Origin of the sequence: Longimicrobium sp. (assembly GCF_048594345.1) — a bacterium.
Taxonomy (GTDB): domain Bacteria; phylum Gemmatimonadota; class Gemmatimonadetes; order Longimicrobiales; family Longimicrobiaceae; genus Longimicrobium.
This window is the reverse complement of record NZ_JBMDXM010000127.1, coordinates 38,101-60,920: the sequence shown is the minus strand read 5'-3', so window position 1 is coordinate 60,920 and position 22,820 is coordinate 38,101. Positions and strand designations below refer to the sequence as shown.

Genomic DNA, 22,820 nt, shown 5'->3' with positions numbered 1-22,820 from the left:
GGTGTTGGGGTGTTGGGGTGTTGGGGTGTTGGGGTGAACGGGTGAACGGGTGTACGGGTGAACGGGGTGTGAAGATGAGGGGGTGAACGAATGAGGCGCGCATCGGCGGGGCGCCCCCAGGGCCCGAGATGAAAAAACCCCTCCCCCGAAGTTGGGGGAGGGGTCGACCGCCGTTGCGAGGAACGAGCAAAAGGCCGGTCGGGGGAGAGGGCCCGCGGAAACGCGCCCACCCCTTCACCCCTTCACCCGTTCACCCGTTCACCCGTTCACCCGTTCACCCGTTCACCCGTTCACCCGTTCACCCGTTCACCCGTTCACCCGTTCACCGCGTCACTACCTTGCGCCGCCTCCACCCGGTCCCGCCCGTTCGTCTTGGCCTGGTAAAGCGCGCGGTCGGCGGCGCGGATGAGGTCGGGGATGGTCTCGGCGTCGTCGGGAAAGCAGGCCACGCCAAAGCTGGCCGTCAGCGTGCGCGGCACCTCGGCGTTGGGGGGAAGCGAGGCCACCAGCCCCCGCAGCCGCTCCGCCAGCTTGAATCCCTCGTCCTTGGGCGTTTCCGGAAAGATCAGCGCGAACTCCTCGCCGCCGTAGCGGCAGGCGCTGTCCGTGGTCCGGAAGGTGTGGCGCACCGCCCGGCCGATGCGCTGCAGCGCGTGGTCGCCAACCTCGTGCCCAAAGTCGTCGTTGATGCGCTTGAAGTGGTCGATGTCCAGCAGCACCAGCGACAGCGGCCGCCCGTACCGCTTGGCGCGCGAGACCTCCTGCGCCAGGATCTCGTCGAAGCCGCGGCGGTTGTGGCAGCCGGTAAGCGGGTCGATGGTGGCCTGCGCGCGCAGCCGGTCCAGCAGCTCCGCGTTGCGCAGCGCGATGGCCGACGAGTCCGCCAGCGCCCGCAGCAGCGCCAGGTCGTGCGCCTCGTAAGGGGCGTCCGTCATCCGCCGGCCCAGGATCAGCAGCCCCGCGTCGCCCTCGCCAAAGTCCAGCGGCGCCACCACCGCCACCTCCGCCGGCACGTGGTCGCGGATCTCCGCGTCCTCGCCGGGGATCACCGGCGGCTGGCCCGGCGCCGCGATGGCCCGCACCACCCGCGCGGGGATGGCGTACGCCACCGACTCGCCGCGCAGCGAGCGGACGGCGCGGCAGGTGTACTGCTCGCCGTCGGTGTGGTACAGCGCCGCCCACCAGGCAAAAAACACCTCGCCCACCGAGTCCAGAACCAGCCGCTCCGTCTCCTCGGCCCCGCGCACCACCGCCAGCGTGCGCGCCACCTGCTGCAGCGCGCCCAGGTGAAAGCGCAGCTGGTCAAGCTGCAGCGTTTGCGCGGCGCGCTGCTCGTGCAGGCTCCACACGCGCTCTACCTGCTCCACCAGCGCCGCGCGCGACGCGGCCGGCCACGCGGACAACGCGCGGCCGCACAGCAGCTCGCCCTGGCCGCCGGGCGCGGAAAAGCGGGCCACGCTCTGCAGCCCCTCGCGCGGGTCGCCCACGCCCAGCGGCACGGGGCGTGTGGGCACCTCCAGGCGCACCGCGTCGCCCGTGAGCGCGCGCACGGCGTCCACGCACCCCCGCGCCGCCTGGTCGGGCGAGCCCAGCAGGGGCACGGACGCAAACGCCAGCGCCACCGCCGCGGGGTCGGGCACATGGCCTTCCCGGTGCGGTGCGGGTCGCGCCGGCGCTTCCATCGATGTGGGCATGGGGAACGGGGGGCGGAAAGTCGCGCGGCGGATACGCCGCGGATCAGACTGCTACGCGAAACGGATGCAATATACGTAGCACGTTTCGTCGCAGACACCCCCTACGAGCGAGAAAGAGGCCGAACCACACGAAAACGGTCACTTCTGTTCGGCCATTTGCCCCGATCTGCCTCTCAGCGCCCTGTTTGCGCCAAGTTCACCCCGTGCGCTTCCTCCGACGCACGGCTTACTTCAAATGTTTGCCCATCGGGGAGAAACGCATGGGGTCGTGCAGAATGCGCCAGCGTCAGTCACCGAACGAGATCCCCAGCTGCCGTGCCGTCATCACCAGCTCCGAATCGGCGGGGACGCGCTTGATGTCGTGCACCGCGTCGCCCAGCGGCACCGCGCGAATGCGGTTTCCCTGCAGCGCCACCATCGTTCCCAGGCTTCCTTCGCGGATGCAGCGCACCGCCGCCGCGCCAAAGCGCAAGGCCAGGCTGCGGTCGTAGGCAATCGGCTCGCCGCCGCGCTGAATGTGGCCCAGGACGAGCGTGCGCGTTTCTTTTCCCGTCACCTCGGTGATCTGCTCCGCCACCCGGTCGGCGATCCCGCCGTAGCGGCCGCTGGCGTCGGCGTAGCTCGCCACCCCGTCCGCCGGCTGCGCGCCCTCGGCCACCACCACGATGCTGAAGCGGCGGCCCTGCACGTCGCGCTCGCGCACCTTTTCGGCGATGCGGTCCACGTGGTAGGGGATCTCGGGGATCAGGATCACGTCCGCGCCGCCCGAAATCCCGCTCTCCAGCGCAATCCACCCCGTGTGGCGCCCCATCAGCTGCACCACCATCACCCGCTGGTGGGCCTCGGCCGTGCTGTGCAGGCGGCCAATGGCGTCCGTCGCCACCTCCACCGCCGTCTGAAATCCAAAGGTGACGTCGGTGGCGCTCAGGTCGTTGTCGATGGTCTTGGGCACGCCGATCACGGGCAGCCCCTTGTTGTACAGCGCGTGGGCAATGCTCAGCGACCCGTCGCCGCCAATGGCGATCAGCGCGTCGATCTCGCGCTTGCGAAAGCACTCCACGATCTCGTCCGAGCGATCCACCTTGCCCCATGTGCCGTCCGGCTGCCGCACTTCCAGGCCGAACGGGTTGCCGCGCGTGGTGGTTCCCAGGATGGTCCCGCCCAGGTGGGTAATGCCGCGCACCGCGTTGGCCGTCAGCTGCATCACCCCCGGCTCGCCGTCCACCTCGGGCTCCAGCAGCCCCATGTAGCCGCGGCGGATCCCCAGCACCTCCCACCCCTCGCGCAGTGCGGCCAGCGTGGCGGCGCGGATGACGGCATTGAGGCCCGGCGCGTCTCCGCCGCCGGTGTTGATGGCGATGCGGCGTACCGTCGGCGGCGTGGATTCGGTCATCGGGCGGCGCGGTGTGCGGGATTGGACGGATGTCGGGCGGCGGGGAAGATACCGCCGCCTCCCATGCGTGCAAGCAAGGCGCCGCGGGTTGACTGCGCCGCGCCGTTGGCCGATGTTCCGGGTCGCGCGGCACCGCGCCGCGCCCGTTTCTCTGGAGGAGTTCGATGGTTACCGAAGCCGAAGTCAAGAAGGCCCTGCGCAAGGTCAAGGACCCGGAGCTCAACCTGGACCTGGTGGTGCTGGGGCTGATCTATGATTTGAAGATCGACGGCGGACGGGTGGACGTGACGATGTCGCTCACCTCGCCCATGTGCCCCGTGGCGGGCGAGCTGCTGGAAAAGGCGCGCGAGGCGGTGGAGAGCGTGCCCGGCGTGGAGCGCGCCGAGGTGGAGCTCACCTTTACGCCGCCCTGGACCGCGGACCGCATTCCGCCCACGATCCGCGCCGCGCTGGGGCTCTGAAGAAAGGGATCTCACGCGGAGGCGCGGAGACAACCGATGAGCCGCGGAAGTGCATCCCCTTCCGCGGCTCATCTTTTTCTCCGCGGCTCCGCGTGATCGTTCTTTTCCAGGGCGGATGAACGAAGGGGAGCCGCCCCGGCTGGGACGGCTCCCCTTCTGTTGCCGCGGATCGAAGCGGTTACTGGACCGTGATCGAGCCCGTCATCCCCATCATCGAGTGCGGGACGCACACGTAGTTGTAGGTGCCGGGAGCCATGTCGACCTTGATCTCGTAGCTCTGGCCGGCCTGCGTGTACATGGGGCTGTCGGCCGGAGGCGTGAAGCCGCCCGGGTTGCCCTGCGCCATCGTGAACGAAACGTTGTGCACGGCCTGGCCGTCGGCCATGACCCAGCGGATCACGTCGCCCTTTTTGACGGTCAGCGTCTTGGGCTGAAACTCGCCGGAGGCGCCGCCCTGGGTGGTGACCATCTTCACCTCGTGCACCTGGCCGCCGGCGTCCGGCGTCACCGGGGCGCCCGCCGCGGGGGCCGGCGTGGCCGGCGCGGTGGTGGTCACGGTCGGCGTGCCCGAAGCGGCCGGCGCGTCCGTGGTGGTGGTCTCGGCGGTCTCGGTGTTGTCGCCGCCGCCGCAGGCGGCCGCGAGCGCCAGAAGGCCCAGGATGGGCAGCTTGCGAATGGACATCTTCAATCCGTCTCCATGGTTTTGATGATCGTCGGTGCCGGCCCCGTCACCGGGCTTTCGGCACGCGGTGAATCTACCATGGCGCAACCCCCGTCACAATACGAATTTCGCGCGTCAGCCCGTCCGAAAAGCGCTGATGGCGAACATCCCGCTTGTGGTGGTTTTCCTTACAGGATTCCGGCGTGCCCGAGCGCCCTTTCACGGCCAGCGTGATGCCGGGATAACTCACCTCACGCGCGGTCTGAGGGGAAGCAACAGCTGGGGGGTACAGAGGAACAGAGAAAAGCCAGAGCAACAGAGGAGATCCGCATTCCGTCCTCTGTTCCTCTGGCTGTTCACTGTTCCTCTGTACCCTGACCTCTGTTTCAGTAGTCGGACTCGAGGTAAGGTGTTTTATCAGGGGATCCAGCGCGGCAGCCAGTCGGGGCCGGGGGAGCGGACGATGACGGCGCCGGCACTGCCGTCCGCGCGGACGACGCGCAGGTCCGGGTCGCCGCCGCGGTCGGCGACGTACACCAGGTGCCGGCCGTCGGGCGACCACGCGGGCATGCTGGCCACCACGTCCGCCGCGCTGACGAACGCACGCTTTCCCGTCCGCAGGTCGTGCACGGCGATGCGCGCCTTGCCCTCGCGCGTGCGCACCGTAAGCGCCAGCCGCATCCCGTCCGGCGACCAGGCCGGATCCGCCTCGATGATCAGCGAATCCGTCGCGGCGGCATCCAGCCTCTGCAGCCCCGTGCCATCCGCGCCGACCACGAACACGCGGTCCATCTTCTCGCGGTTGCTCAGGAACGCAATCCGCCGCCCGTCCGGCGACCAGCGCGGCCCCCAGTCGTCGCGGTGGAATGCGGTCAGCCGGCGCGGCTCGCTCCCGTCCGCGCGCATCACGTACACCTCCGCGTCGCCGTCGCGGCTGCTGACGAACGCGATGGACGCCCCGTCCGGCGACACCGCGGGCTCGTAGTTCCCCTCCGGGTTGTTCGTCAGCCGCACCAGCCCCGATCCGTCGCTGGCCATGCGGTACAGGTCGCGAAAGCTGGCGGTGTCGCTCTCGAACGCGATCCACCGCCCGTCCGGCGACCACGACGGCGAGCGCACGCGCGCGCTCACCGGCCCGATGGCCCGCGCGGTGCCGTCCTCCCCCAGCAGCGCCATCCGCTCCTGCATGTCCTGCCCCTCGCCCGACACCGACACCGTCAGCAGCGCCGATCCGTCCGGCGCGGGCGCGGCCGGATAGTCGTGCGAGGCCGCGTTGGTCATCCGCCGCAGGTCGCGCCCGTCGGGCCGCACGGAGTAGATCTCCGGCTGGCTGTCTCGCTCGGAAACAAAGACGATGCGCCCCTCCAGCCCACGCAGCTCGCCGCGCGAAAGGGACGCGGTACCGCCTGATTCGGCGGACGCGCGCTCGCACGCCGCAAGGGCGAGCAGCAGGACGGAGGTACGGAGGATGTGGATCATCGGCGGATGCATCTGGTTGTTACCGTGCGTGGAGGGGAACGATGCAGACGGATCCACGGCTCGTCGAACGAGATCGAACTGCGTCCGCTGGCGCCCCCCCTCTCCCGGCCTCTCCCCCCCGAACTGCAGGGGGGAGAGGAGAAATTCGATCCCGCCACGACGAGTTTTTCTGCCGTTCTCCCTCCCCCACGCAGTTTGTGGGGGAGGGCCGGGGAGGGGGGCGCCGGCCGCTCGCGGCGAAGCCTGCCGGACGCTGCCCCTCCCTTCCCTTCCGCGTTACCGCGCGCGGACGGCGTCGGCGATGACCACGTAGCCTTCGGTGGTCCAGCGCGACAGCACCACGCGGTTCCAGCCCGCGCTGAAGTTCCAGGTGCCAATGGTGCGCCAGGCGCCGCCGCCCGACTGCTGGTTCACGTTCACGCGGCCTACCTCGGTGCCGGCGGCGTTGTAGGCGATGAACGGCGCCGTGGCCGAGCGGTTGGTCCCCGACGTATACCACACGTCGATGGTCCGGGCACCCGCTGCGGACAGGTAGAACGAGAACGTGGCGCCGTCGCTGACGGGCTGCGTGGACGCGAACGCGTAGTTGCTGCCGTAGTAGCCCGCCGTGCCCGTCGAAGCCTGCCAGGTGGCGGACGACGAGAAGCTGGCGACCGAGGCGTTGTTGTTCGCGTTGTTGTTGTCCACCACGATCCCGGTGACGGGCGTGCTGCCGCAGTGCGAGTTGATGCGGTTGATGTAGTCGGTCCACGGCCAGTTGGGGCCCGGGTCCGTGCGGTTGTACGGCTGCAGCTGGCCGTGCGCCACGTAGTGATAGCGGTCGCGCGGAATGCCGTACGCCTTGCTGATGTCGCACGAAAGCTGCGCCGACCGGTCGATCTGCCCCACCGGGAACGACGTCTGCGACGCAAAGCCGCCGTGCTCGATGCCCACCGTGAAGTTGTTGCTGCTGTAGCCGTTAAGCCCGCACTTGACGTTGCTGTTGAGCGAGCAGTTGTACGTGGCGGCAATGTGCCAGGCGCGGCTGCTCTCACGCACCAGCTGGCTGATCTCGCTGCCGCTCTCGTTCACCACGTAGTGCGCGCTGGCCTGCGAGGCCGAGTTGGTAAGCCAGCTCCAGCAGCTGGTGTAGCTTCCTTCGCAGGTGTGGATGATGACCATCTGCACGCCGCCCAGGCTGCCCGCGGGACGCGCGTTGTAGTTGGGCGACGGGCGCCAGATGGTGCCGCTGACCGGGTAGTCGGGCGCCACCGCCAGCGCGGCCCCGCCCTTGGGCAGCTGAAAGTTGGCCGTCACCTTGACCGGCATGATGGACGCGACCGCGCCGCCCGTGGCCGTGCGGCCCACGACGCCCTGGTTGAGTGTGGCGTACACGTCGTTGTGCACGTAGTTGGCCTGCCCGTCCACGTCGCCGATGCCGCTGTAGCGCGCCACGACGGGCCCCCACGCGGCCACGTCCGTCGCGCCGATCCCGGCCCCGTCGGCCCACGACGAAAGCAGCGCCGCGGCGGCGCGGATGTTGGCGCGTGCCTGGTTTTGCACCGCGCGCTCGTCCAGCTTCGCGAGGGATGCGCCCTTGCGCAGGTTCTCGCCGCGCAGCGCCATCACGCCAAACGCCGGCTCCTGTCCGGGGAACTCCGATTCGCCGCGTACCATCTGCCAGCGCGTTTCCACGTAGCCGATGGACTTGAGCAGCCCCGCCGGCACTCCGTAGTCGCGCGCCGCCTCGTCGAACAGGGCGTCGAGCTGGGCGGTGCCTGGCGTTTGCGGAGCGGCGGTGGAGTCGGGTGTGGTAGCCTCGTCCGAGCACGCCGCGAGCGCGGCGATGCACAGCAGTGACGTGGCCACAAGGCGGAGCTTGCCCATGCGTCCTCCTGACGGGTGGGAAGTGTGGCGCCCGCGAAGACCGCGCAGCGCCCCGGCATAATGTGGAAGCACTCACACCTTATGTCCGAAAACATCATGTCGCAAGAGGCGCGAGAGAACCGGTTGCCTGGCAACCACTTAGACTTTTTCGGTATATTTATCCAGTGGGATGCGTAGTGACTTCGAGAAAAATCTGCGCCGGAAGTGCAGGATCCAGGCCTATGCCAAAAGGGATGTCGGATCCTGCAAGGATCAGGGATTGCACAAGGTTTAGCCTTCCACCGCTGCACAAAAACGTGGCAACTGGCCCAAATCTGCAGCGCCGCATCACATGAACGATACGTCCGCAAGGGAACGATTCACTCAGAAGCGCGGAGGGCGCGGAGACAAAAAGAAAGAGGACGCCGAGTTTTCTCAGCGTCCTCAGATTGTGTTCGACGTTGGTAGAAGGTCCCCTGGATCACCGATCAGGTTACGCGCTCGCCTGATGACGTCCGCGCTCGCGGAAGCGCGCACAAGTTCCTCCCAGGCATCCGGCGGGTTTCCTGAGTTGAGCATGTCCCGGAACACCGCGTAGGCCTCGGTACGGCTCCCATACGTCCGCAGCGTCTCGGAGTCGTTCACCCAGGCATACACGATTACCCGGGATTTGCTGTGGTATCGAAAGAAGAGACGGAACCGGCCGTTGCCGAACTTGACGCGCTGCCAGTGCCGAAACCCGGGCCCCAGCGTGTTGCCCTGGCGGTACGCGGAGCGGGATGGATCCTCCGGCACTTCCCTTACCAGTTGATCCCACAACGTGGCCAGCAGCTTGGTGTTGGGCCCGGCAGGCGCACCGGCCGGGCGCTTGGTACGCTCACCCCGGGCTGTGTCACGAAGGCGTTCGACTTGATCGATCAGGCGAGGGTGGAAAAGAAGCGTCCAGCCGTTGACCACGACCAGAGCACCGGAAACGCCGGCTCCCGGTGCAGATGGGGTCTTCTCGTCCCGTCCGCCCTCAGAGGACAATCGACCCCTCGAACGAGTCGTCGGGATCCGGGGTCACACCGTCGGTGAGCTCCAGAATGCTGCGGTACAGATGCTCAGGCATTCCCTGAAGACGCTCCGGGTGGGCTTCGATGTCATCCGCCAGCATGCGCAGAAACGGCTCGAGAGCCGGATCATCTTCTTCTTCCTCCGTCATCTGGGGAGCGCGCCGCACGATGGCCTGGTCACCCCGGATCTCCCACGCAAGGCGGTCTTTGCCCTGAACTCCCAGCGCCTTGCGAACGCCGTTGGGAACGGTGGTCTGATATCTGTCCGTTACTGAGCTCTCCAGCATGATCCCCTCCAGCGATGTCGCATTCTCTTGTTCAAAGGTAATGCATTTGCATTGCCCACTCAAGTTCCGGCGCAACCTTAGACCGTCAGCTCCCAGGGGCGGGCGGAGGGGGCGTGGCTGCGGGTGTGGGCGTCGCGCATCAGCATCTCCTGGTAGTTCACCTCGGGCTCGCCGGGGGCGGGGCGGCGCTGCACGTAGCGGCCGTCGGAGCGCAGGTCCCACGCAAGGCGGTTGTCGTTCAGCGCGTAGTGCAGAATCTCCACGATCCGCTCGCGCAGCGCGGCGTCCAGCACCGGCGCCATGGTCTCTACCCGCTCGTTCAGGTTGCGCCCCCGCCAGTCTGCGCTGCTGATGAAGATCTCCGGGTCGCCGCCGTTGTGGAAATAGTAGACGCGGTCGTGCTCCAGAAACCGGCCCAGGATGCTGATCACCCGGATGTTGTCGCTGTATCCCGGCAGCCCCGGCCGCAGCCGCGAGTGCCCGCGGATGATCAGGTCCACCTGCACGCCGGCCTGCGAGGCGCGATACAGTTCCTGGATGATCCCCGTGTCGTCCAGCGCGTTCATCTTGGCCACGATGCGCCCGCGGCCGCCCGCGCGCTGCGCCTGCACCTCGCGGTGGATTCGCTCCTCCATCACCCGGCGCATGTCGCGCGGGGCCACGATGAGCCGCTGGTAGTGCTGGTCGGGGGCGTAGCCGGTAAGGAAGTGAAAGAAGTTCACCAGGTCCGCGCCGATCTCGCGGTTGGCCGTCAGCAGCCCCAGGTCCGTGTACAGACGCGTGGTCTTTGCGTGGTAGTTGCCGGTGCCGATGTGGCAGTAGGTGCGCGGCCGGCCCTCCTCCATCCGCACCACCAGCGTGACCTTGCTGTGCGTCTTGTAGCCGACGAGGCCGTAGGTCACGTGCACGCCGGCGTCTTCCAGCATCTGCGCCCCGACGATGTTGTTGGCTTCGTCGAAGCGCGCGGTGACCTCCACCAGCACGGCCACCTGCTTGCCCCGCTCGGCCGCGCGCAGCAGCGCCTGCACCACGGGCGACTGCACGCCGGTGCGGTACAGCGTCATCTTGATCGCCAGCACCGCCGGATCGTCCGCAGCCTCGTTCAGCAGCCGCTGCACGCTGGCGGTAAACGACTCGTACGGGTGGTGCACCAGCAGGTCGCCGTTGCGCAGGATGGCGAACAGGTTGCGCTCGTCCTCCGTCTCGCCCTCGTGCTGCAGCGCCTCGGGGGTCACGGGCTCCCACGGGTCGTACTTGAAGGCGGGCAGATCCAGGTCGGCGAATGCGATGCAGTCGGCGTGGTCCACCAGGTCGGCGGCGTCGTACACGTCGGTCGTATCCAGCTCCAGCTCGCGGCACAGCAGGTCGCGCACCTCGCCGGGCATGCCCCGCTCCACCTCCAGCCGCACCACGGGCGCAAAGCGGCGCTCGCGAAGCTCCTCCGAGATCATCTCCACCAGGTCCTCGGCGTCGTCGTCGTCGCGGTCCACGTCGGCGTTGCGGGTGACGCGAAAGGCACTGGCGCTCACGATCTCCATCCCCGGAAACAGCTCGGCCACGTTGGCCTGGATCAGCTGCTCCACGGGAAGCACGTGGTGGCGGTGCGGCGAGTGGGGAACGGCCAGCCAGCGGCCCAGCGTGGTGGGCACCTTGAGCCGCGCAAAGTGCATGGTGTTGCGCGCGCCGTGGCGCATGAGCACCGCCAGCGAAAGGCTCAGGTTGCTGATGAAGGGGAACGGGTGCCCGGGGTCGACGGCCAGCGGGGTAAGGATGGGGTAGATGTTCTCGCGAAAGTACTGGTTCAGCTCCTTCTGCTGGGCCCCGTCCAGTTCCGTCCAGTCGGCGATGACGACGTCGGCTTCCGTGCGCAGCAGGGGGCGCAGCTCGCGGTCCCACGCGTGGGTGATGGCGGCGTACATCTCCTGCGCGGCCTCGGCGATAAAGGCCAGCTGCTCGCCGGGGCTGCGGCCGTCCTGCGACAGCGCCTGCACGTTGGCGTCCAGCTGCCGCTTAAGGCCGCCGACTCGTTTCTGGAAGAACTCGTCCAGGTTGCTGGACGTGATGGCCAGAAAGCGCACGCGCTCCAGCAGCGGCACCCGCCCGTCGCGCGCCTGGTGCAGCACGCGCCAGTTGAAGTCCAGCAGCCCCAGCTCGCGGTTGAAGTACAGCGAGGGGTGGTCCAGGTCGGCGTCGGGCGGCACCGGCTGCGGCTTGACGGCGGTGGGCTGCTGCGGAGTGATGGCCGGCACGGCCTGCAGCGGCGGGCGGGACGGGGCGGGTTCCGCCGCCAGGTCATCCACCGTGACGGGCGTTTCCTGTGCGCGCATACGGAAGGCAGAAACTTTGTAACGACGCCAGGAGGTTCAGTGACGCGGCGCCGCCGTGTAACGAAAACACATCGTAAGTATGTGTGCGTACACGCGGGAGGTGCAATGAGGTTCGTGTAACGATGGATTGTAACGAGCGTCTGCGGCTGGGTGCGGAGGTGCGGCGGCTGGCCCCGGCAACGGCGGTTCACGCGGAGCCGCGGAGAAAAAGAAGAGGCGCGAAACCGATGAGAGGTTTTCCGAGCCTTATTTGCGTAGAGGATAACTTTGAACTTTCGAGAGGCGCGTCATCAAACGCCTCACCTGCCGTCGACGGTAGCCCCACTGTCATCCTGAGAGAGCGCACGCCCGCAACTCGCCTGACCACAGAAGCTTGCGCGCGACCGAAGGACCTCTGTCGGGTCGGGCGAGGCCCAGCCTTGGGGGACGTTTCCGATCCCTCAGCCAGCCGAGGTCCTTCGGTCGGCGCCAAGCCGTGGGGCAGCGGACGCTTCTATGCGGCGCCTTCTTCGAAATGACAGATGGGGCGCGGACGGCTTCCATCCTGCCGCCGCCACGATCACTTCGGAATCCCCACTCTCCACTCGCTACTGCTTCGCGACCGGCTGCTCGGGCTCCAGGGTGATGGAGCGCATTACGCGCTGGGCGAGGGTGTCGGTCTCGGCGGTGGCGGGGCCCAGCACCTGAACCTGCCACAGCGTCTGGCCGCGGATCACCGACAGCATCTCACCCATCGCCGGGCGGTCCTGCACGGCCATGCGCAGGGAGGTGCGCAGGGAGGGCTGGCCGGACGTCTGGGCGGCGGCGTGCGTGTGCGTCATCCCCGCGACGGCGGGGTTGGCGCGCATGGCGTCGACGGCGCCCTGCGCGGAGTTCCGCAGGCTGAGCGCCACGCCCGGCGTGTAGGTGACGCGCGAAACGCGGATCTCTGCCTCACCCTGGCTGCGGCCATGGCTGTCGATGCGCTGCACGGCGTCGCGCACGGCGGGGTCCAGGGCGGCGGGCACCTCGGTGGTAATGCGCAGCAGGCGACCGGGCGAGGAGAGCGTAAGGCCGCTGACGGTGGTGGGCGCCCACTGGCCCTTGGCGTTGGCGGGGCGGGAGCGGTCGCAGGCGGCAAGCGCGCAGGCGATCGCCAGCACGGCGGCCAGCGACCGGTGGATGGACTTCGTCACGTTGCTTTCGGGGTGTGGACCAGGGGTCCGCGTGCCGTCAGGCGGCGTCCAGGTCGCGGACGATGATGATGCCGCGCTGCTCCGCGGGGACGTACGTCATGGAGATCTGCACCAGCCGCGCGCCGCCCCGGAAGCGGAACACGTAGCGAAAGCGCGCCACCCCGGCGGTTTCCGTCTCCACCATGGTGCGAAAGCGGCCCTCGAACTCCTTGACCGAGGTGCACGGCGCCACGTCGTGAAAAAAGCTGCGGCCCACCACGTCGGCGGCGGCAAACCCGCTGTAGGTGGTCTCCATCGCGTTGAACCCCATGATGATCCCATCACGGTCCACGGTGATGAAGCCTACGGGCAGGCGGTCGCTGGCGGCGGCATCCAGCGAAAGCAGGTTTTCAACCGGGACGATCTGCAGCTCGGCCGCGCAGCCGGCGCAGAATCCGATGGGCGGGCCCGTGTGCGGGCGGTCCGCGCGAAACGTGCGGTCGCAGAGCACGCATGTGCCCCGCGCCGAAAGAGGCGAGGTCTCCATGTCCGGGAATCTATCGTGCCCCCCCGCCCCTGCGGGAGAGGACAAACCTTGGATCGCGCGGGTGAGATGGCGGACGCCCTCATCTCACACCTCTTCACAAGGTTACTCGACACTTGATCCTGTCCCCGCGTCGCACACGGTTGCGAATCGGCGAAAGTGCCACGATCTTGTCGGTTCAGGTATGTCTCTCCCCCCAGGCAATCCGGATGACTTCCCTCTCAGACGCGGTCGGCACGTCGGGTGTGCGCCGGGACCGGGCCATTACCCGCGTTCCGCTGCGCGACCAGGTTCACCACGCCATCGTCGACCGCATTCTGCGCGATGAGCTGCGGCCCGGCGCGCGCATCAGCGACACGGCGTTGGCCCGCGAGCTGGGCGTGAGCCGCACGCCCATTCGCGAGGCGCTGCTGCGGCTGGAGCGCGAGGGGTTCCTGGAGGCCGACATTGGCCGCGGCTTTTTCGTAAAGCCGCTGAGCGTGGCCGAGGTGCGCGAGGTGTATCCCGTGCTGTGGACGCTGGAGGTGCTGGCGCTGCGCAGTGCCGGCGCGCCCAGCGCCGAGCGGCGGGCAGAGATGGACCGCATCAACGCCGCGCTGGAGGCCGAGGACGATCCGGAGCGGCGCATTGACCTGGACGGCGACTGGCACCGCACGCTGCTGGAGCCGTGCGGCAACGAGTACCTGATGGGGCTGATCGCCAGCCTCAAGGCCGTGATCCGCCGCTACGAGTACGCGTACATGCAGAACGCCGGCTACAGTCCCGTCTCTACCCGCACCCACGAGCAGATCGCCGAGCTGGTGTCCGCGGGTGACGTGGACGGCGCTGTGCCGGTGCTGGAGAACAACTGGCGCTTTACCATGCAGAGCCTGCTCGGCTGGCTGCACGAGGTGGTGTAAACCTCCTAGGAAGTGACCTCACACAGAGTCAACAGGGTCAACAGAGTTTGTTCTGCGCGAGGAGCAAACTCTGTTGACTCTGTTAACTCTGTGTGAGGCCCATCTTTTTGCCTCAGTCTGCTCGGCGCACGGTGATCGGCCGGCGGGCGGTGGCGGCGGGCATGCCGGGGGCGGTGACGGTCACCTCCAGCGTATAGTCGCCGGGACGCAGGCCGGCGGGGATGCCCACGGACAGCGAGCGGCCCACCACGGGCCCCGCCTCCATCCCCTCGTTCCACCCCATCCGCACCGTCCGCGCGCCCTTCACGATCCCGATCGCCTCCAGCCGGCGGCGGCCCCATGCGGCGCGGCCGGGGATCAGCCCCACGCGCACCTGCACGGAATCGCTCGCCTCTACGTCGTACATCTCCCAGAACACACCCACGCGCTCACCCGGCGCCAGGATGGCCGATCCGCGCGCGATGCGGGCCGCCTCCATCACCTCCACCGGCCGCGCGTCGGGGTGGGCCAGCAGCAGCAGGTCCGATACGCGCGCCTCCGCGTCCCACGCCACCGCCTGCCGCCGCCGCGCGACGGAACGGGTGGAATCTTCCCGCAGTTCCAGGCTGATGACGGTGTTGGGCGTGGGCAGCTCCACGTACAGCGCGCCGCTGGCCGCCTGGGGCTGCCAGGGCGACTCGGTGCGGATTCCGCCCACGTCGTCCATGGCCACCAGGGCGGCGTGCAGGCGCGCGTCGGCGGGCAGGCTGTCCTCCGGAAGCGCGTAGCCGGCCACCAGCAGCGCGGCGCCGCGGCGGGGAAACACGGCCAGCTGGTGCGGCAGCGCCATGATGTGCCGCGCGTACTCCGGCGCGTAGCGGGTAACGGTGGGTTCCGGCTCGGAGAGCGGCCACTCGTCGCCACGCAGGCGGGTGGGGTCGCGCACCGTCGTGAGCGGTGGGATGAACTCCCAGGTGCGCGGCTCGTGGTAGCCGATGCCGGAGCCCTGGCCGTTGCTGGGCGAGGTGGGCTCCTGGCGCTCCCACGCGGTGAACCAGCCAAAGCGCAGCAGGATCTCCGTCAGGTCGTCGCCCCAGCGCACCACGTCCACCTGGCGCGCGCGCTGCTGGATGCGGTCCATCGTCCACCGCGCGTAGTGCTCGGTAAGCCGGTCGTTCCCCGGCTCGGACCACAGCGGGTCCGCCAGCCACCACAAGCGCCGCAGCAGCCGCGCGCGGTCCGTGTCCGCGACCGTGCGCCAGGCGCGCTTGTCGGCGGGCTCCAGCAGTACCTCCACGTCCGTCCACCGCGCGCGCTCTTCCGCCGGCATGGCATCCAGCGCGGCGCCGAACGCCTGCTCCGCCTGGTCGAACCGCTGCGCCTCGTGCAGCGCCATCCCCTCCAGCGCGGCGCACCACCAGCGCTCCGCCTGGCAGGCGCGCGCGGCCGCGACGGCGCCGTCGTCATCCCCTTCCTCCACCAGGTAGCGCACCCGCTGCCCGGCGATCCACGCATCCCCGGGAAGCACGGCGGAGGCCTGGGCAAAGTCGGCCAGCAGCCCGCGGCGGCGCTCGGCGATCACGGGCGGCTCCGGCGGAGGTTGGTCGCCCTCTTCCTTGTCGCTGAAAAAGAAGCAGAAGCGGCCGATGGTCTCATCGCACCGCCCCGACGACCCTCCGTAGCTGCGCGGCAGCCGCGCAAAGCGAAAGCGCTCGAACGACGCCTGCGCCGTGCGGGCCCGCGCCAGCACCGTCGCGGAGTCCTGCCCCGCGAACTGCGGAGTCCGGCCGTCGGCGAGGCGATCGGCCTGTGCACCCGCCAGTGTGGGAGTGATGAGAAGGGAACCGGCGACGACCGTGCATCGAACGATGGCAGGAACCATAGGCCGCTCCTGGGTCTGCGGATCAAACGGGAGGACGGAATGGACGGTGCCGCATTCCATGGACCACGCCACGGTGCCGTGTCCATAGGATACAGGCCGCCACCGCGTCGATTTCACACACCGGGCCTCACCCCGGCTCGTTCCTCGCCTGCCCCTCTCCCACAAACTGCGTGGGAGAGGGGCTCAACGGCACCAGCCATTCGGTGTGTTTCGATTTTGTGGTTGAAGCCCGGTTCGGCGAGCACGAGCGAGACCGGGCTTATGGCCTTTCGAGCCGCGGATCATTCGCCCTTGGCGGGTCATGCGCGAGGCGCTCCGCCTCACCCCGTGCCGCCGACGTTCCGATATCCGGAGGAAAAGACCAGCGCCACCAGGATGATGAGGATCACGCCGTACGCCGCCGCGCCGCCAAAGTCAAAGCCGCGCAGCTGCGACAGCATCTCCACCGAGATGGGCCGCGTGCGGTGCGTGTACAGCAGGATGGACGCGACGAACTCGCCCAGCGCCGTCACGAACGCCAGCAGCGCACCGGCGGCGAGCCCCGGAAGCACCAGCGGCAGCACCACGCGGCGCGCCGTCGTAGCCCGCGAGGCGCCCAGCGAGGCGGCGGCTTCTTCCAGCGAGGGATCCAGCTGGCGAAAGCTGGCCAGGGCCGCGCGAGTCACCAGGGGGATGTTGCGGACAAAGTACGCCAGCGGCAGGATGGCGAACGTGCCGACGAGAACAAAGCGGCCGGCCAGCGGCTGGTGCACGTTGAAGGTGTACGCCAGGGCAATGGCCAGCACCGTCCCCGGCAACGCCCAGGGCAGCGCCACCAGCGCGCCGATGAGCCACTTGCCGCGCACCCGCCGCCGCGCCAGCAGCCACGCCGCCCCGAACGCGAACACCACGTTGGCCACCGTTGCGATCGTCGCCATCCGCAGCGAGTTGATCACCGGCACCAGCCGCTGCGAGTCGCTGAAGATGCGGCCGTAGTTCTCCGCCGAGTATTCCGGCGGCAGCGCCTGGATGGTCCACGTCCCCTCGGGGACGAACGACACCAGCAGCACCGTCAGGTGCGGCAGCAGCAGAAATCCCACGAACGCCGCCGCGCCCAGCCCCACCAGCCATCCCCGCCCGCCGCTCTCCCGCCGCCCCGCGCCCAATCCCTTTCCCGCCCCCGTGTACTCGCGGTTGGATTCGTAGCGCTGCAGCAGGAAGAGGAAGAGGAGCGACGCGGCGGCCAGCACCACCGCCTCCACGGCAACCAGCCCGTCCTCGCCGTTCAGCTTGCTGCTGTACAGCTGCGTGGTGAGCACGCGAAAGCCGCCGCCGAACACGTACGGCGCGCTGAAGCTGGCCATGGACGTCATGAACACCAGCAGCGCGGCGCCGCCCAGCGCCGGCCCCAGCATGGGCAGGGTCACGCGGCGCAGCGTGGTCCAGCGGTCCGCGCCCAGCGCCGCGGCGGCCTCGGCGTACCCCGCGTCAAGCCGCGACAGGCCGGCGGAGACGAACATGTAGAAGTACACGTACATGGTGTACGCGTGCACCAGCAGCACCGCCCACGCGCCCGAAAGCCGCCACGGCGCCTGCTCCATCCCGAACAGCGCCTGCACGCCGCGCGTCAGGAATCCACTCTCGCCGTACAGGAACATGAAGCTGATGGTGCCCACCAGCGGCGGAAGCAGCACCGGCATGGCCGCCAGCGCGCCCAGCACGCGCCGCCCCGGGAAGTCGCGTTTGGCGAACAGAAACGCCAGCGGCACGCCGATCAGCGCGGAAAGCACCACGCTGGCCAGCGAGATCCACACGCTGTTCCACAGCGCCTCGCGCTCGCTGCGGCTGCCCAGAAAGCGCGCGTAGTGCTCGCCCGTGACCCGGCCGCCGTCCAGAAAACTGTCGGCCAGCACGAACAGGTTGGGATACAGCACCAGCCACAGCAGGATGACGAGGACGATCCCCGTCAGCACCGCCACGGCGCCCGGCCGCCGGAATCCGCCGCGCCCGCTCATCGTCCCCTCTCCCTCACGACCACCTTCCCGGATTGCATTTCAGAGGATCCATGTGATGATGGATGCCGCCGGCGCGCCACCGCGCACTTCGCGGCGGCGCCCGGAATTTCTTTCGGCGCCGACGCACCCGCGCCATCAGAATGCGGCGCGAACCGCTCCCACGCGATCAGTCATCCTGAGGGAGGCGCCGCTCCGCATCCTATTTCTACAGAATGCTTTGACGCCGACCGAAGCACCTTGTCTGCCCGACTTCCGGACCTGAACGGCTCCCGACGGCTGGATCTCGCGCGAACCGACAAAGATCCTTCGGTCGCGCGCAACCTTCTGTGGTCATGACCGTACGGGTGTGCGCTCCCTCAGGATGACAGCGGGCTTCTTACGTGCTGGGCCGCTCAGGCGTCCGCCGGGCCGCGGAGGCGGCGCGCCAGCAGGATGTCGGGCTTGCCGAAGCCGTTGGCGTCGGGCACCACGCCGGCAACCTGAAAGCCCAGCTTCTGGTAGAAGCCGAACGGATGCTGGCGGAGGTTGCGGAGGTCGCGAAGGTGGTCCAGCAGATCCGGGTACAGGTCCGCCCCGCCCAGGCTGGTCATCTGCGCCTCGTCGTCCGTTCCCACCCACAGCGTGAACGCGCCGGATTCACGCGCCGCATCCGCCAGAAACTCCACCAGCGCCCGCCCTACGCCGCGGCCGCGGTGGTCCGGATGCACCACCAGCGGGTGCAGTTCCCACACGTTGCCGCTGTACCCCTGGATGGCGCCGATCCAGCCCAGGACGTGCCCGTCCGCGTCGGTCGCCGCCCAGGCCACGCGCTCGTCGTCGGTGGCAAAGGTGGCCAGCTCCGCCAGCGCGTCCTCGATGCGCGGCCACGCGTCCGGCCAGTTGGCGCGAAAGCCCTCCACCAGCAGCTCCGCCGCCTGCCGCACCACCTCCCTGTCTTCCGCCCGCAGCGGGACGATGCGGATTCCGTCGAGCGTCATACCTCCTCCATCGCGTAGACCATCACTCCGCGCACGGCACAGGGGCCGAGCGGATCATGTACTCGGACCCATCCGGTTGACCTGCATATCCCGCCAATCAACACCATTCTAATTCCCGGTGATTCGCACGGTGCGACCTCCGGACATCCTATCCCCACGAGGAGCCGATGAAGAAGCTCAGGCTTGATCCCGAGACGCTGCGCGTGGAGTCGTTCGCCTCAGACAACCTGACGGCGCCGGCGCGTGGAACGGTGGACGCGTACCTCAGCATCGTAATCGGCGCGTGCTCCGACCCCGACAGCCATACCTGCCCCCCGACCGCCTACCCGTTGAACACGTGCGGCAACTCCTGCCAGAACGACTGCTTCCCCACCGAGTTTGACTGCTCACCACACTGACGGCGGCCTCTCCCTCGCCGCTCTACCACGAGCCGGTCGCATCACCGTGGAGCCATCGCGCCGCCGCCTCGGTTCACGGGGGCGGCGGTTCGCGTTCAGTCGCCCGCCTCCGGCGCGTAGGCCACCGGCTCCGCGCGCGGGTGCAGCGCCAGGCGCACGGTGTCGCCGGGGTTGGCGTCGTGGGGGCGGCCCTGCACCAGCACGTCGGCGCCGCCCTCCGTCTCCACGCGGTAGAAGGTGGCCGCGCCGGCAAAGCGGCGGTCCGCGATGACGCCGGGGATGGCGTCCGCCGCGCCCTCCGCCGCCAGCTCCAGCGCCTCCGGCCGCACCATCAGCCGCACCGCCGCGCCGGGCGCACGCGGCGCGTCCGCCGACAGCCGCGCGCGCCACGCGGCGCCGCCCGACAGCCGGCAGACCGCGAGATCGCCCTCCACCGACGCGACCGCCGCGGGAAAGAAGTTGGCGCGCCCCAGGAACGAGGCCACGAACGCGTTGGCCGGCGCGCCGTACAATTCTTCCGGGGTCCCCAGCTGCTGAAGGCGACCGCGATTGAGCACGGCTACGCGGTCGGAGAGCGCGAACGCCTCTTCCTGGTCGTGCGTGACGAAGACGGCCGTCATCCCCAGCCGCTTGAGCAGCGCGCGAAGCTCGTCGCGGGTGCGCTCGCGCAGGGCGGCGTCCAGGTTGGACAGCGGCTCATCCAGCAGCAGCAGCGGCGGCTCGGGGGCCAGGGCGCGGGCGAGCGCCACGCGCTGCTGCTGCCCGCCGGACAGCTCCTGCACCTTGCGCCGTCCGTATCCGCCCATCTCCACCAGCTCCAGCGCGCGTTCCACCCTGGGCCCCACGGCGTCCCGGCCTTCGCCGCGGGACTTGAGGCCGAACGCCACGTTTTCCCACACGTCCAGGTGGGGAAAGAGGGCGTAGTTCTGAAAGACCATCCCCACGTCGCGCTTTTGCGGCGGCAGCGCGCTCACGTCGCGGTCGCCCACGGTGATGCGGCCGGAGGTGGGCTGCTCGAAGCCGGCGATCATCCGCAGCGTCGTGGTCTTGCCGCAGCCGCTGGGGCCAAGAAGGGTAAGAAACTCGCCCGCCGCCACGCCGAGCGACACGTCGTCCACCGCGGTCGTCTCTCCGAAGCGGCGTGTCAGGTTCTGGAGCCGGAGCATTCCGTCAATCTGGCTGGGCGTGCCGGAGGGGTCCGGCCCGCCGCTAGTTCATCGAGGAGTCGCGCGCGCTGTGCTGCACCAGGAACGGTGCCTCGTGGCGCACGGAATCGCCCAGCCGCACCACGAAGCGGTACGTGCCGGGAGTGGGAAACTGCACGCCCACCAGCGCAAAGATCTGGTTGGCGGTGGTAAACTCGCCCGGCGGCACCGGCGGCGCCATCATCTCCCCCTCCGCCTGAAAAAGGGGCTCGCCGTCCTCATTTTCCATCGACACGTTCACGGGAAAGGCACGGCCGCCGTCGCCGGAATCGGCCTCCACGCGAAAGGCGAACACCATCTTGGGATGGATGACGGGGAACTCGGCCGCGGCGATGCGGTCGAAGATCCCCATCAGGTTCAGCTTGCCTTCCTGCGAAACGTTGGCCTCGTCGGCCAGCACCGCCATGCGGATCTTCACGGATCGGTCTTTCGGTTTGATGATCAGGATGCCGGGCAGTCGTCCGTTCCCTGGCGCACCCACATGCGGTCCACCTTCGCCGCCTCCGGCAGCGCCTCGGGGTCCAGCGGCGCCGCGATCGAGACGGTGGAATCCAGCCCGAAGCTGATTCCCGGCGCCGCGGGGAACCAGACGGCGACGCGCCCTTCGCCCGCCCCCGCGCACATCCGACCGTAGCGCCCGCGCAGCTCCGCGACGGTGGAGCCCACCCCCACGCCCACCCCCGTGCGCACCCCCGCCGTGTCCACGACGATGCGCTGCACGCGGTCGTTCTGCAGAACCAGGGTCACGGGGCGTCCGGCCAGGCGCACGTTCATCCCCCGTTCCGTGCTCCCCTCCTGCTTCCACGTGGTGTCGCGCGCCTCGGGGCACAGGGTGCGCACGTCGGAGGCCTGCATCTCCAGCCGCAGCGGGCCGATGCCGTAGCGGGTGACGCTCACGTCGTCCACGCCGCCGCACCCGCCCGCCACCACCTCGCTTCCCGCGCGGATGCGGATGGTGTCCGCCGCCACCGCCACCTCGCGCCCGTCCGCCGCCGCCACCCAGGCCCGCACGGCAAAGCGCGACGTGGTGTCGTCCACCGCCGCCGGGCGGCGCTGGCGGGGCGCGGGGGGCATGCGCACGGCCTGGCGGAACTCGGCGCTGGCGCCGGCGGCCAGCGTGCCCAGCGCAAAGGTCAGGCGCGTCCCCTCGCCGGACGAGGTGAGCGCGGGCGCCGGCGGCGCATCGGCGGGGCGGGCCGAGTCGCGCAGCACCTCCACCGGCGCGCCCACGAACAGGTGCAGGTCGCCGGACAACGGCTGCTCCGTCCCGTTGGCCACGGTGACGGCCAGCGTGTCTTCCTCGTTCCAGGCCCAGTCGGTGGCCACGTACAGCCGCACCTCCACCTGGCGGGGGACGGAATCCAGCTGCATCGCCTCACCTTTGGCCGCCGGCGCGTCGCCACGGTCGCGGCACGCGCCGGCCGCCAGCGCGGCGAGCAGCATCCATCCAATCCCCGCGAGCCTCCCCGTCATCCTCCGCATCCGTCTTCCGTTCGCCCGGTGAACGCGATCCACAGCCCCCCCAACATGGCGTCGGGGAGCCGCGCGCGCGAGTCCCGCTTTTGCGTGCGGGCAGCCCCTTTCATATCATCCCCCCGCGCCGGCGCCCCGCGCGGCGCGCAAACCGGCCCCACGAGGATGCAGATGGCGGAAAAGCAGCCGCAGGACAACCCCACGCTGAACGTGGCGCAGCGCACGCGCACCGCCACCGAAGACGAGCGGCTGCTGCAGTCGCCGGTAGAGGCGCCGCAGACGGACGACTTTACGCGCAGCGACCCGTGGCGGGTGTTCCGCATCATGGGCGAGTTCGTGGAGGGGTTCGACAACCTGGCGCGCATCGGGCCGGCGGTCACCATCTTCGGCAGCGCGCGCACGCCGGCGGACCATCCGCAGTACGCGGCGGCGCGCGAGATGGGGCGGCTGCTGGGCGAGGCGGGGTTCGGCATCATCACCGGCGGCGGGCCGGGGATCATGGAGGCCGCCAACCGCGGCGCCCGTGACGCGGGGGTGCAGTCCATCGGCTGCAACATCGAGCTGCCGTTCGAGCAGGGGATCAACCCCTACGTGGACGTGGCGATCAACTTCCGGTACTTCTTCGTCCGCAAGACGATGTTCGTAAAGTACGCGGAGGCGTTCGTCATCTTTCCCGGCGGGTTTGGCACGCTGGACGAGCTGTTCGAGGCCATGACGCTCATCCAGACCGGCAAGGTGCGCGACTTTCCGGTGGTGCTGATCGGCACCGAGTACTGGCGCGGCCTTACGGACTGGATCCGCGACACGCTGCTGGCCGAGGGCAAGATCAGCCCCGACGACGTGGACCTGGTGACGGTAACGGACTCGCTGGAAGAGGCGGTCAAGGTCATCGTGGACTGCTACGAGCAAAGCTGCTCCGCCGGCGGCCGCCCCGACCATCGGAAGAAGAAAAAGGTGGTGGAGGTGCAGGCGGAAGAGGTTCCCGCGACGCCGGCCAACACCCCCGCGGAGCCGGAGAAGCACGACGCGCAGTAGCCGGCGGCCCTCACCCGGCTCGTTCCTCGCCTGTCCTCTCCCACAAACTGCGTGGGAGAGGGGATACACGGCACGGGC

At 69.2% G+C, this 22,820-nt stretch carries 20 protein-coding genes; 4 read left to right on the top strand and 16 right to left on the bottom strand.

What is annotated here, in order from left to right; translation table 11 throughout:
• Positions 1–314 precede the first annotated feature (314 nt).
• Both ACOJUJ_RS14455 and ACOJUJ_RS14450 read right to left on the bottom strand, forming a co-directional pair.
• The gene (locus tag ACOJUJ_RS14455) at positions 315–1,640 is read right to left on the bottom strand and encodes a diguanylate cyclase (protein WP_420127598.1); all 1,326 of its coding nucleotides are present in this window, start codon (positions 1,638–1,640) and stop codon (positions 315–317) included.
• A gap of 340 nt (positions 1,641–1,980) precedes the next feature.
• The gene (locus ACOJUJ_RS14450; protein ID WP_420127597.1) at positions 1,981–3,087 is read right to left on the bottom strand and encodes a 6-phosphofructokinase; all 1,107 of its coding nucleotides are present in this window, start codon (positions 3,085–3,087) and stop codon (positions 1,981–1,983) included.
• Between the two features lie 164 nt (positions 3,088–3,251).
• Between ACOJUJ_RS14450 and ACOJUJ_RS14445 the strand changes: the two genes are divergently transcribed.
• Positions 3,252–3,548 carry a metal-sulfur cluster assembly factor gene (locus ACOJUJ_RS14445; protein WP_420127596.1) on the top strand — a complete coding sequence of 99 codons (297 nt, stop codon included), beginning with the start codon at positions 3,252–3,254 and terminating at the stop codon, positions 3,546–3,548.
• A 178-nt stretch (positions 3,549–3,726) separates the two neighbouring features.
• Here ACOJUJ_RS14445 and ACOJUJ_RS14440 read toward each other — a convergent pair whose 3' ends face one another.
• The 8 genes from ACOJUJ_RS14440 to ACOJUJ_RS14405 form a co-directional block, all read right to left on the bottom strand.
• Entirely contained in the window at positions 3,727–4,230 is a 504-nt protein-coding gene (locus ACOJUJ_RS14440) for a plastocyanin/azurin family copper-binding protein (protein WP_420127600.1), read from the bottom strand.
• Positions 4,231–4,626: 396 nt separating this feature from the next.
• Positions 4,627–5,688, bottom strand: coding sequence for a tolB protein precursor protein (locus tag ACOJUJ_RS14435; RefSeq protein WP_420127595.1), 1,062 nt, complete (start codon positions 5,686–5,688; stop codon positions 4,627–4,629).
• A 276-nt stretch (positions 5,689–5,964) separates the two neighbouring features.
• Positions 5,965–7,554, bottom strand: coding sequence for an N-acetylmuramoyl-L-alanine amidase (locus tag ACOJUJ_RS14430; RefSeq protein WP_420127594.1), 1,590 nt, complete (start codon positions 7,552–7,554; stop codon positions 5,965–5,967).
• Between the two features lie 423 nt (positions 7,555–7,977).
• Positions 7,978–8,562, bottom strand: coding sequence for a type II toxin-antitoxin system YhaV family toxin (locus ACOJUJ_RS14425; protein ID WP_420127593.1), 585 nt, complete (start codon positions 8,560–8,562; stop codon positions 7,978–7,980).
• A complete protein-coding gene (locus ACOJUJ_RS14420; protein WP_420127592.1) occupies positions 8,552–8,875 on the bottom strand; it encodes a type II toxin-antitoxin system PrlF family antitoxin in 324 nt (107 codons plus the stop codon). The genes ACOJUJ_RS14425 and ACOJUJ_RS14420 overlap by 11 nt, the downstream gene beginning before the upstream one ends.
• A 77-nt stretch (positions 8,876–8,952) precedes the next feature.
• A complete protein-coding gene (gene ppk1 / locus ACOJUJ_RS14415; protein WP_420127591.1) occupies positions 8,953–11,202 on the bottom strand; it encodes a polyphosphate kinase 1 in 2,250 nt (749 codons plus the stop codon).
• 587 nt (positions 11,203–11,789) lie between these two features.
• A complete protein-coding gene (locus ACOJUJ_RS14410) occupies positions 11,790–12,377 on the bottom strand; it encodes a hypothetical protein (protein ID WP_420127590.1) in 588 nt (195 codons plus the stop codon).
• A 37-nt stretch (positions 12,378–12,414) separates the two neighbouring features.
• A complete protein-coding gene (locus ACOJUJ_RS14405; protein WP_420127589.1) occupies positions 12,415–12,903 on the bottom strand; it encodes a PAS domain-containing protein in 489 nt (162 codons plus the stop codon).
• A 206-nt stretch (positions 12,904–13,109) separates the two neighbouring features.
• On the opposite strand from ACOJUJ_RS14405, the gene ACOJUJ_RS14400 reads away from it, so the two are divergent.
• Positions 13,110–13,799, top strand: coding sequence for a GntR family transcriptional regulator (locus tag ACOJUJ_RS14400; protein WP_420127588.1), 690 nt, complete (start codon positions 13,110–13,112; stop codon positions 13,797–13,799).
• 112 nt (positions 13,800–13,911) lie between these two features.
• Here the strand turns inward: ACOJUJ_RS14400 and ACOJUJ_RS14395 are convergent, their stop codons facing one another.
• From ACOJUJ_RS14395 to ACOJUJ_RS14385, 3 genes are all read right to left on the bottom strand, one after another.
• The gene (locus tag ACOJUJ_RS14395; protein WP_420127587.1) at positions 13,912–15,660 is read right to left on the bottom strand and encodes a hypothetical protein; all 1,749 of its coding nucleotides are present in this window, start codon (positions 15,658–15,660) and stop codon (positions 13,912–13,914) included.
• Between the two features lie 320 nt (positions 15,661–15,980).
• On the bottom strand, positions 15,981–17,654 hold the full coding sequence (locus tag ACOJUJ_RS14390; protein ID WP_420127586.1) for an ABC transporter permease: 1,674 nt from the start codon (positions 17,652–17,654) through the stop codon (positions 15,981–15,983).
• A 392-nt stretch (positions 17,655–18,046) separates the two neighbouring features.
• Complete coding sequence (locus ACOJUJ_RS14385) at positions 18,047–18,631, bottom strand: GNAT family N-acetyltransferase (RefSeq protein WP_420127585.1); 585 nt, start codon at positions 18,629–18,631, stop codon at positions 18,047–18,049.
• Between the two features lie 167 nt (positions 18,632–18,798).
• Here ACOJUJ_RS14385 and ACOJUJ_RS14380 point away from each other — a divergent pair, with 167 nt between their 5' ends.
• On the top strand, positions 18,799–19,029 hold the full coding sequence (locus ACOJUJ_RS14380) for a hypothetical protein (RefSeq protein ID WP_420127584.1): 231 nt from the start codon (positions 18,799–18,801) through the stop codon (positions 19,027–19,029).
• Positions 19,030–19,124: 95 nt separating this feature from the next.
• On the opposite strand, the gene ACOJUJ_RS14375 is transcribed toward ACOJUJ_RS14380, so the two are convergent.
• Genes ACOJUJ_RS14375 through ACOJUJ_RS14365 form a run of 3 tightly spaced genes read right to left on the bottom strand, consistent with a single transcriptional unit; the run spans position 19,125 to position 21,707 of the window.
• Positions 19,125–20,195: an ABC transporter ATP-binding protein gene (locus ACOJUJ_RS14375; RefSeq protein ID WP_420127583.1), complete on the bottom strand. Its 1,071-nt coding sequence runs from the start codon at positions 20,193–20,195 to the stop codon at positions 19,125–19,127.
• A 43-nt stretch (positions 20,196–20,238) separates the two neighbouring features.
• Positions 20,239–20,652, bottom strand: a complete 414-nt coding sequence (locus tag ACOJUJ_RS14370) for a DUF6941 family protein (RefSeq protein ID WP_420127582.1) — start codon at positions 20,650–20,652, stop codon at positions 20,239–20,241.
• Positions 20,653–20,675: 23 nt separating this feature from the next.
• Positions 20,676–21,707, bottom strand: coding sequence for a hypothetical protein (locus ACOJUJ_RS14365; RefSeq protein WP_420127581.1), 1,032 nt, complete (start codon positions 21,705–21,707; stop codon positions 20,676–20,678).
• Positions 21,708–21,878: 171 nt separating this feature from the next.
• Here ACOJUJ_RS14365 and ACOJUJ_RS14360 point away from each other — a divergent pair, with 171 nt between their 5' ends.
• Entirely contained in the window at positions 21,879–22,742 is an 864-nt protein-coding gene (locus ACOJUJ_RS14360; RefSeq protein ID WP_420127580.1) for a TIGR00730 family Rossman fold protein, read from the top strand.
• Positions 22,743–22,820: the final 78 nt, after the last annotated feature.